The sequence below is a fragment of the Massilia sp. GER05 genome (genome assembly GCF_052056005.1).
Classification (GTDB): domain Bacteria; phylum Pseudomonadota; class Gammaproteobacteria; order Burkholderiales; family Burkholderiaceae_D; genus Telluria; species Telluria orientalis.
On the sequence record NZ_CP178858.1, the window covers coordinates 136,482 to 146,147 of the forward strand.

Sequence of the window (9,666 nt, forward strand, 5' to 3'; positions counted from 1 at the left end):
TCCATGACGCTTCCCAAAGTCAGCATCGTCATCCCGTCGTACAAGCCGGAGCACTTCGAACAATGCCTGCGCTCGGCCGTCGGCCAGACCTACCCGAATATCGAAATCCTCGTCAGCGACAATTGCCCGACCGAGCAAATCCGCGATATCTGCGCACGCTTTCCCGAAGTAATCTACCAGCGCTGCTCGGTGATCCGCGGCGATAACATCCACGCCGCCTTCTTCTCGGGCAAGGGCACGTACATCAAGCCGCTGTTCGACGACGACATCCTGCATCCGTTCTGCGTCGAGCGCATGGTGGCCGCGATGACTGCGCATCCGCGCGTGCAGATGACGTTCTCGGCCTCGCAGGTCATCGACGCCAACAACCTGCGCGTCGAAACCCGCCGTGCGTTCGAGGCCAGCGGTTCGATGACGGGCCTGGAACTGCACCGCAGCATGGTCCTCGGCATGCGTAATTTCGTCGGCGAATTCTCCACGGTGATGTTCACCCGTCAGAAGCTGTGGGAAATCGGCCACCACCGGCTGTTCGCGCTGGCCGGCCACGACTGCACCCGCGGGCTGTCCGACGTGTCCGCGTACTGCAACCTGGTCGAAGGCGGCGACGTGTTCTACCTCGACGAGGAACTGAGCTACTTCCGCCGCGATCCGCGCCTGCAGTCGGAATCGAATCCGGCCGTGAACAAGAATTTCGGCTACTGCTTCTCCGACTACTTCGACCTGCTGCTCGCGTCGCATCGCCTGGGCGTCGTCGGCACGCAGGAGCTGCTGGACAAGCGCGACCAGGTGCACACCGCCTACCTGCAGCTGCGCGGGGTCTTCTTCCAGGTCGAGGAAGCCTGGCAGCGCTACGCCGCCTACACGGAGAGCCTGACCGCATGACGTCCCTGCCCCCCTTCTACTGCATCAGCCACAAGGACCCGGGCTGGCCCCTGCCGCCGTTCCTGACGCTCGTCGGCACCGGCGGCTATGTGCCGGAGCGCGGCATCGGCATGAGCGTGCACGCGCCGCAGCTGGCCTTCAAGAACATGAAGCTGGGCGAATACGCGGCCCTCTTCATGATCCGCCGCCTGCTGGAAGAAGCGCACGCCGACGGCTTCGTCGGCGTCTGCCATTACCGCCGCTACGCCCTGGTCGCCGAGATCGGCGAGCTGCGCGGTTTCAACTACCACGCGCACCCGAGCGAGCTGCGGGACCTGCCCATCGAAGCTTTCATCGGCGACGGCACGACCCCGATCATCTCGGCGCCCATCAATTTTCCCGGCACGGTCATGCAGCAGTACTCGGCGAACGCGGTCGGGCGCGACCTGCTGATGTTCTTCGGCGACGCGGTCGACTGCGGCGTGATCGACAGCGACGAGGCGATCAACTTCCTGTCCGGCACCAGCTTCATCACGGCGGGCAACGTGGGCTACATGCCGGTCGCGTGGTTCGTCGAGACGATGCGCCAGCTCGAAGAGGTGGTGGCGCGTTTCGCCCACAACCATTACGTCCGGCGCGAAGGCTACGAAGAACGTACGATGGGATTGTGCTGCGAACGCCTGCATGGCCTGCTGCTGCGCAAGAAGGCATTGGAATACGGTGCGGACAAGGTGATCACGCGTCCCCTGACGGTGCTGACCGAGACCGGTCGGCTGAACTGAAACGGCAAGGAGATCGGATGAAAGCAGTCATCCTCGCGGGCGGCCTCGGCACCCGCATCAGCGAAGAAACCTCGGTCAAACCGAAACCGATGGTGGAGATCGGCGGCAAGCCCATCCTCTGGCACATCATGAAGGGCTATTCCACGCACGGCGTGAACGATTTCGTGATCTGCTGCGGCTACAAGGGCTACGTGATCAAGGAGTACTTCGCCAACTATTTCCTGCACACGTCCGACGTCACGTTCGACATGCAGAACAACCGCATGGAAGTGCACACGCGCAGCGCCGAGCCATGGAAGGTGACCCTGGTGGACACCGGCGACGACACCTTGACGGGCGGCCGCCTGAAGCGCGTGCGCGACTACGTGCGCGACGAAGAGGCGTTCTGCTTCACCTACGGCGACGGCGTCTCGAACGTGAACGTCACGGAACTGATCGATTTCCACCGCGCCCACGGCAAGCTGGCCACGCTGACGTCCGTCCAGCCGCCGGGCCGCTTCGGCGCCCTCAACCTGCAGGGCGACGAGATCACCAGCTTCCAGGAAAAACCGCAGGGCGACGGCGCCTGGATCAACGGCGGCTTCTTCGTGCTCTCGCCGCAGGCCATCGACTACATCGACGGCGACGCCACCACGTGGGAGAAGCAGCCGATGGAAGGACTGGCGCGCGACGGCCAGATGCGGGCCTTCTTCCACCACGATTTCTGGCAGCCGATGGACACCTTGCGCGACAAGATGCACCTCGAAGAGCTGTGGAAATCCGGCCGCGCGCCCTGGAAGACCTGGGAGTGATCATGTTCGGCGACATCTACCGCAACAAGAAGGTCCTGGTCACGGGCCATACGGGCTTCAAGGGTTCCTGGCTCGTCATGTGGCTGCTCAAGCTGGGCGCGCGCGTCGCCGGCCTGTCCGACGGCATCCCGACCCAGCCCTCGATCTTCGAGGAGACCGGCCTGGCCGGGCATATCGAGCACCACCTGGGCGACGTGCGCGACCTGGCCGCCGTCCGGCGGGTCCTCGCCGATTTCCAGCCCGACTTCGTGTTCCACCTGGCCGCGCAGCCGATCGTCTCGACGTCGTACAGCGATCCCGTGGACACGATCACGACCAACGTCATCGGCACCACCAACGTGCTGGAAGCCCTGCGCCTGCACGACCGTCCCTGCGTCGCCGTGATGATCACGTCCGACAAGTGCTACGAGAACGTGGAGTGGCTGTGGGGCTACCGCGAGACCGACCATATCGGCGGGCGCGACATCTACAGCGGCTCGAAGGGCGCGGCCGAGGTGGTCATCCACGCCTACTACTGGTCGTTCTTCCGCGCGCCCGATTGCAAGGTGAGGCTGGCCAGCGGCCGCGCGGGCAACGTGATCGGCGGCGGCGACTGGGCCAAGGACCGCATCGTCGTCGACTGCATGCGCAACTGGTCGGAAGGCCGCAAGGTCGAGATCCGCAGCCCGCAGGCCACGCGGCCATGGCAGCACGTGCTGGAGCCGCTGTCGGGCTATCTCGCGCTGGGCGCGGCGCTGCACGAACGCCCGGAACTGTCGGGCGAAGCGTTCAACTTCGGACCGCGCGCGGAACAGAACCGCACCGTGCTGGAGCTGCTGGGCGACCTGTCGCGCCACTGGCAGTTCGCGAGTCCCGAACAGGCGTACGAGGTCACCGGCAATATCCCGTTCCACGAGGCGGGGCTGCTCAAGCTGAACTGCGACAAGGCCCTGTTCCACCTGCGCTGGGAAGCGAACCTGAACTACGAGACCTGCGTGCGCCTCGTCAGCGAATGGTATTACCGCTACTACCGCGAGCAGGCCGACATGCACGCGCTGACGCTCGCCCAGATCGGCGAATACGAAGCGCTGGCCGCGGCGCGGGGGCTGGCATGGACGCGCTGACGCCCTGCACGCTCACGCCGCTGGCGCGTATCGCCCACCCCAAAGGCGACGTGTACCACGCGATGAAGGCGACCGACCCGGGCTTCGCCGGCTTCGGCGAGGTCTATTTCACCACCGTTCATCCGGGCGTGACGAAAGGCTGGAAGCGGCATACGCGCATGACCATGAACCTCGTCGTCGTCGCGGGCAGCGTCACGTTCCACCTGCACGATGCCGGCACCGGCCGCACGGCCTCGCACACGCTGGGCGACGCCAGCTACGGCAGGCTCACGGTGCCGCCGGGCTGGTGGATGGCGTTCACCGGCACCGGCGACGGGACGAACCTGGTCTGCAACATGGCCAGCATCCCGCACGATCCGGCCGAGGCAGTCAACGTCGACCTGGCCGCGTACCCGCTCGCATGAAGATCCTGCTGACCGGCGCCCGCGGCCTCCTGGGAACGGCCATCGGCAAGGCGGCCGCCGCGCGCGGCTGGCACTGCGCGCCGCTGGCACGTCCCGCGCTGCCGGACGCCCCGGCCTACCTGCCCGCCGAACTCGCCGCCGGCTGGGATCTCGTGATCCATGCCGCCGCCAACACGAACGTCGAGCAGTGCGAGCTCGACCCGTCCACCTGCTACCGCGACAACCTGCTGCTGACCGAACTGATCGCCACCGCCTGCGCGCGCGCCGGCACGAAGCTGCTGTTCGTCTCCAGCACCGGCGTGTACGGCGCCCACGGCACCGCGCCCTGGCGCGAATACGACGCCGTGCGGCCGACCACGCACCACCACCGCAGCAAGGCGCTGGCCGAGGAACGCGTGCTGGCGGCGAGCCCGGACAACCTCGTCGTCCGCACCGGCTGGCTGTTCGGCGGCGCGCCGGACATCCCGAAGAATTTCGTCGCCCGCCGCATCGACGAGGCCCGCGCCGCGCTGGCGAACGGCGCGACGATGCGTTCGAACGTCCAGCAGCGGGGCGTGCCCTGCTTCAGCGGCGACGTCGCGGCGCGCATGCTCGACCTGGGCGCGAGCGGCCTCGCGGGCGTCTTCAATTGCGTGAACGGCGGCTCGGCGTCGCGCCACGAGTACGTGCAGGCGATCGTGCGCCTGGCCGGCTTCGACCTCGAGGTCGGTTCCGCCGACGCCGCATCGTTCAACCGCAAGGCCAACGTCTCGGACAACGAAATGGCGGACAACTGGAAATGCGACCAGCTGGGCTGGCCGGCCATGCGCGACTGGCGTGCCGCCCTCGCCGCCTATCTCGAGGGCGAACTCGCCCCTTACCTCGCAGCGAACTGACATGGAAACCATCGATATCGTCATCCTGGGCGCGGGCATCGCGGGCCTGGGCGCCGCGCTGCGCGCGCGCGAATTGAACCGCCAGGCCGTCGTCTTCGAGGCGCGCGACCGCGCCGGCGGCCTGCTCGACAACTTCACGGTCGACGGCTTCCGTTTCGACCACGCCGTGCACCTGTCGTTCGCGAACGAACCGGAAGTGCGCGCGATCTTCGACCGCACGCCGTATCTCACGCACCCGGCCGATTCGTATTGCTGGGATGACGGCTACTGGCTCAAGCACCCGGTGCAGAACAACCTGTATCCGCTGCCGCCGGAACAGCGCGTGGCCCTGATCAAGTCCTTCCTCGCGCGTCCCGACACGCTCGCGCACGACGATTACGAAAGCTGGCTGCGCCACCAGTACGGCGACGCGATCGCCGAGCGGTACCCGCTGCGCTACACGCAGAAATACTGGGCGGTGCCGGCCCGCGCATTGTCCACGACGTGGATCGGCAACCGCATGCGCCGCGCGGAACTGGACGAGATCCTGTTCGGCGCCCTGACGGGCGATACGCCGAACACGTATTACACCAAGGAGATGCGCTACCCCGTCGCGGGGGGCTACAAGGCGTTCATCCAGCCGCTGCTCGATGCCGCCGAGATCCGCACGGGCCATGCCGCGACAGGCATCGACACCGCGGCGCGCACCGTGACGTTCGCGAACGGCGCGACGGTGCGTTACCGGCAGCTCGTCAGCACGCTGCCGCTGCCCGTGCTCGTGCGCCTGGCCGGCGACGTCCCGGACGACGTGCGCGCGGCCGGCGCCGGCCTGCACGCCACGTCGATCGACCTGGTCTCCGTCGGGTTCGACAAGCCGCTCGTGAAGGACCTGTGGTTCTACATCTACGACGAGGACATCGCCGCCAGCCGCGCCTATTCGCCGTCCGTGAAATCGCCGGACAACGCGCCGCCCGGCTGCAGCTCGCTCCAGTTCGAGATCTACAACTACGACACGGGCAGCGCCCATGCGCCCGACGCGCTCAAGGAGAACACGGTCTACGCGCTGCGCAAGATGGGCATCGCGACGGCGGACGACATCGTCGTGCTCGACCATCGCCGCCTCGCCTACGGCAACGTCATCTTCGAGCAGGGAATGGAAGAACGGCGCGCCCGCGTGCGCGCCTGGGCGGGCGCGGCGGGCATTGCCACGTGCGGCCGGTTCGGCGAGTGGGATTATTTGTGGAGCAACCAGTCGCTCCTGAGCGGCTACCGCGCCCTGCCTTGAGGACAGGCGCGCGGCGCCGGGCGGTCACGGCTCCCGGATCGCTTCGTCCAGCCCCTTCGTCAGGGGCCACAGCAGATACGACAACACGGTCCGCTTGCCGACCACGATCTCCGCGGTCAGGGTCATGCCCGGCAGCAGGCGCGCGTGCGGGTCCATGTTCTTCAGCTTCCCGCCGCCCAGGTCGATGCGGCTCACGTAGTAGGCATCCGTGCCCGATTCCGCGTTCGCCGTGTCGCGCTTGAACGCGTCCTCGGACAGGGTGCGCACCTTGGCTTCCAGGGTGCCGTGCTTCTGGAACGGGAACGCGTCGAGCTTGATGTGGGCGACGTCGCCCGGCTTCACGTGGCCGACGTCGAGCGAATCGATCTGCACTTCGGCGTCCAGCGCGGTCCCCAGCGGCACGAGCGTGAACATCTTTTCGGCGGCCTGCGCGACGGAACCCTGCGACAGCTTGGCGATGTCCTGCACCATGGCGTCGGCCGGCGCGGTCAGGATCACCTTGTCGCGGCGCAGCGTGCCCTTCTTGATCTGCTCGGCCGTCGCGTCGCGCTCGCGCGTGAGGTTCAGCAGGTCTTCCATGATCTTCTGGCGCCAGCCGTTCACGAACGCGCGCTTCTCCGCCTCCAGGCCGGCCAGCGCGCGGCGGATCTCCGGTTCCTGGTTCTTCGCGAGCGTGTAGTCGCGCTCCACTTCCATGCGCTTGTTGCGTGCGTCCAGCAGGTTGACCTTGGCGCCGAATTTCTGGTCGACGAGGCGTTCCTGCATCGTCTCCACCTCGCGCAGCGATTTCGTCCTGTCGCCCAGCACCTGCTGGTCGCGCACGTTCGTGTCGAGCGAGGCGCGCGTCTTGGCGATGTTCTCGTCCAGGCGCGCCATCTGCGCGGCGAAGTTGGCGCGGCGTTCTCCCGCCAGCTTGTCCTGCAGTTGCGTGTCGGCCGACACCTTGCCCGTCTCGGCCGGGTTCCCGCGGCCGGCCAGTTCGGCCTCGAGGCGTTTCACCTGCGTGTCCAGGCTGTCGAACTTCAGGCGGAGTTGCGCCTGGTCGGCGTCGGCGTCCGTCGGGTCCAGGGTGGCGAGGCGCTCGCCCTTCTTGACGACCTGGCCGATGCGCACGTCGATCGAGCGGATGATCGACGTCTCGATCGGCTGCACGACGATATTCGACAACGGGGTAGTCAGCCTGCCCTGCGCCTTCACCACCTCGTCGATCTCGGCGAGGCTGGCCCAGCCGAGGAAGCACACGAGCATCGCCGCCAGTGCGTGCACGGTGATGCGCGCGTACGGCGGCAGCGGACGGCGCTCGATCTCGTCGGCGTCCGGCAGGAACTCGATGTCGGTCGGATCGAGCGCGGTCACAGATGACTTGTTTGCTGGTTCCATAATTGAATGTAAGTAGAGCAGCGCGTCAGGAGTTCTTGATGGCGGCCCGCGTCCATCAGCTGGCCGCGCTGCATGACCAGGATCGAATCGGCGTTGACGAGCGTCGACAGGCGGTGCGACACCATGATCACGGTGCGGCCGACGGCGATGCGCGACAGGTTGTTGATGAAGATCGCTTCGCTTTCCGGGTCGAGCGCGCTCGCGGCTTCGTCCAGCACGAGGATGCGCGGCTTGGCCAGCAGCGCTCTAGCGATCGACAGGCGCTGTTTCTGGCCGCCGGACAGGTTCGACGCATTCTCTTCCAGCATCGTGTCGTAGCCCTGCGGCATGCGCTCGATGAATTCGTCGGCGCCGGCAGCACGTGCCGCCTCGACGATGTCCTCGAAGCTGGCCTCGGGCATCGTCGCGGCGATGTTCTCGCGCACCGTGCCGTGGAACAGGAAGTTCTCCTGCAGGACGACGCCCACCTGGCGGCGCAGGTGCGGCAGGTCGATCTCGCGGGCGTCGTAGCCGTCGAAGCGGACGAGGCCCTCCTGGATGCGGTACAGGCCGTGGATGACCTTCGTGATCGTCGTCTTGCCCGAGCCGCTGCGGCCCACGATGCCGATCACGCTGCCTTCCTTGATCTCGAAGGTGGCGCGGTCGAGCGCGTTGTTCTGCGCGCCGGGATAGCGGAACACGACGCCGTCGAACGTGATGTTGCCGCGCAGTTCGGGACGCAGGCCGCCGGTGCGGCCTTCCGGCGCGCGGTTCATGACTTCGCCCAGCATGCGGATCGACAGCGCCGTTTCCTGGTATTCGTTGACGAGGCCCACCAGGGCGATCAGCGGCCCGCTGACGCGGCCGGACAGCATCTGGAAGGCGATCAGGGCGCCGACGGACAGCGTCTGGTCGAACACGTCCTGGGCGCCGATGACGATGATCACGACGGGCAGCAGCTTGCCGAGGAAGTCGGTGATGGCATTGCCCGTGATGGAGATCTGGCCCACGCGGAAGTGCTGGTTCAGCGCATTGGCCGAGCGCTGGTCCCAGGCGCGGCGCTGCATCGGCTCGATGGCCAGCGCCTTCACCGTGCGCATGCCGTGGATCGTTTCCACCATCAGCGCCTGGCGCTGGCCCTCGGCCGTGTACAGGTCATTCAGGCGGCGCTGGAACGTGGGCACGAGCACCGCGACGATGCCGCTGATGAGCAGCGTAAACAGCAGCACGATCATCGCCAGCTTGACGGAATAGCTGAACAGGATCGGCAGCAGGATGAACAGCGCGGTCAGGTCGAGCGCCGTGAAGAACATGCGGCCCGTGAGGAAGCCGCGGATCTTTTCCATCTGCTGCATGTGGCGCACGACCACGCCCGCGGACGTGGTCTCGAAATAATCGATGGGCAGCGACAGCAGGTGCGCGAACGTGCGCCGCGTGAGGCGGATGTCGATCTTGTTCGTGGCCCACAGCGTCAGGATCTGGCGCATGAAGCCGAACGTGGATTCGAACAGCAGCGCGATGCCGATGCCGGCCGCCAGCACCCACAGGGTCGAGACGCTATGGTGCACGAGCACCTTGTCGATCACGAGCTGGAAGAAGATCGGCGACGCGAGACCGAGGATGTTCATGGCCATCGCGGCGATGGCGATGTCGCGGAACGCGGCCTTTTGCTGCAGGATCTCGGGAATGAACCAGCGCAGGCCGAACGGCTGGCGCGTGTCGGACAGCTTCGACGTGCGCTTGAGGAACAGGACTTCGCCGCTCCACAGCGACTGGAATGCGGCCGGATCGAGCATCTTGACGGTCCCGAGGTCGCCGAGCGGATCGAGCACCGCGAGCACGCCGCCATCGTCGCTGCGCGCGCCCACGACGATCATGCTGTTGCCGTCTTTCAGGCGCGCGAGCAGCGGGAACACGCCCTTCTGCCCCAGCAGCTTGTCGACCGTCAGCTGGCGCAGCTTGGCCTTCAACCCGATGCTCGAGGCCATCCCCAGCAGCATGGACGACGAGGGCTCCTCCGCGTTCAACGCGTAGTCGTGGATCAGGCGCTCTGGATTCACTTGCAGGCCGTGATGCTGCGCGATGGCAGTCAGGCATTGCAAAGTTGTATGAGGGAATTTGTCGGCCATTAGGGAACTAATAGAAGCGAAGTGCGGCAGACCGAGAGATTACCTTGTTGTTGACCAGAATTGTTGCTGAACAGCACTGTGTTACGCCCCTTATTCTT

At 66.4% G+C, this 9,666-nt stretch carries 9 protein-coding genes; 7 read left to right on the forward strand and 2 right to left on the reverse strand.

Going from position 1 to position 9,666, the window contains the following annotated elements:
* Positions 1-3 precede the first annotated feature (3 nt).
* From ACL58G_RS00625 to ACL58G_RS00655, 7 genes are read left to right on the forward strand one after another with little or no spacing between them, the layout of a single operon-like run.
* Positions 4-882: a glycosyltransferase family 2 protein gene (locus ACL58G_RS00625; RefSeq protein WP_440964617.1), complete on the forward strand. Its 879-nt coding sequence runs from the start codon at positions 4-6 to the stop codon at positions 880-882.
* Positions 879-1,643 carry a hypothetical protein gene (locus tag ACL58G_RS00630; RefSeq protein WP_440964618.1) on the forward strand — a complete coding sequence of 255 codons (765 nt, stop codon included), beginning with the start codon at positions 879-881 and terminating at the stop codon, positions 1,641-1,643. Before ACL58G_RS00625 ends, ACL58G_RS00630 begins: the two co-directional genes overlap by 4 nt.
* Before the next feature lie 17 nt (positions 1,644-1,660).
* Positions 1,661-2,434, forward strand: coding sequence for a glucose-1-phosphate cytidylyltransferase (gene rfbF, locus ACL58G_RS00635; RefSeq protein ID WP_056129205.1), 774 nt, complete (start codon positions 1,661-1,663; stop codon positions 2,432-2,434).
* A complete protein-coding gene (rfbG, locus tag ACL58G_RS00640; RefSeq protein ID WP_413386427.1) occupies positions 2,395-3,537 on the forward strand; it encodes a CDP-glucose 4,6-dehydratase in 1,143 nt (380 codons plus the stop codon). The genes rfbF and rfbG overlap by 40 nt, the downstream gene beginning before the upstream one ends.
* On the forward strand, positions 3,525-3,941 hold the full coding sequence (locus ACL58G_RS00645) for a polysaccharide biosynthesis C-terminal domain-containing protein (RefSeq protein WP_440964619.1): 417 nt from the start codon (positions 3,525-3,527) through the stop codon (positions 3,939-3,941). Before rfbG ends, ACL58G_RS00645 begins: the two co-directional genes overlap by 13 nt.
* Entirely contained in the window at positions 3,938-4,816 is an 879-nt protein-coding gene (locus tag ACL58G_RS00650; RefSeq protein ID WP_440964620.1) for an SDR family oxidoreductase, read from the forward strand. Before ACL58G_RS00645 ends, ACL58G_RS00650 begins: the two co-directional genes overlap by 4 nt.
* Before the next feature lies 1 nt (position 4,817).
* Entirely contained in the window at positions 4,818-6,080 is a 1,263-nt protein-coding gene (locus ACL58G_RS00655; RefSeq protein ID WP_413339411.1) for a protoporphyrinogen/coproporphyrinogen oxidase, read from the forward strand.
* A gap of 24 nt (positions 6,081-6,104) precedes the next feature.
* On the opposite strand, the gene ACL58G_RS00660 is transcribed toward ACL58G_RS00655, so the two are convergent.
* Positions 6,105-7,436 carry an HlyD family type I secretion periplasmic adaptor subunit gene (locus ACL58G_RS00660; protein WP_440964621.1) on the reverse strand — a complete coding sequence of 444 codons (1,332 nt, stop codon included), beginning with the start codon at positions 7,434-7,436 and terminating at the stop codon, positions 6,105-6,107.
* On the reverse strand, positions 7,433-9,541 hold the full coding sequence (locus ACL58G_RS00665; protein WP_440964622.1) for a peptidase domain-containing ABC transporter: 2,109 nt from the start codon (positions 9,539-9,541) through the stop codon (positions 7,433-7,435). Before ACL58G_RS00665 ends, ACL58G_RS00660 begins: the two co-directional genes overlap by 4 nt.
* Between the last annotated feature and the right edge of the window lie 125 nt (positions 9,542-9,666).

Bases quoted from the DNA above. Each gene is read 5' to 3' on its own strand.
- ACL58G_RS00630 (WP_440964618.1), top strand. From the start codon at position 879: ATGACGTCCCTGCCCCCCTTCTACTGCATCAGCCACAAGGACCCGGGC.
- ACL58G_RS00625 (WP_440964617.1), top strand. From the start codon at position 4: ATGACGCTTCCCAAAGTCAGCATCGTCATCCCGTCGTACAAGCCGGAG.
- rfbF (WP_056129205.1), top strand. From the start codon at position 1,661: ATGAAAGCAGTCATCCTCGCGGGCGGCCTCGGCACCCGCATCAGCGAA.
- ACL58G_RS00650 (WP_440964620.1), top strand. From the start codon at position 3,938: ATGAAGATCCTGCTGACCGGCGCCCGCGGCCTCCTGGGAACGGCCATC.
- ACL58G_RS00645 (WP_440964619.1), top strand. From the start codon at position 3,525: ATGGACGCGCTGACGCCCTGCACGCTCACGCCGCTGGCGCGTATCGCC.
- ACL58G_RS00655 (WP_413339411.1), top strand. From the start codon at position 4,818: ATGGAAACCATCGATATCGTCATCCTGGGCGCGGGCATCGCGGGCCTG.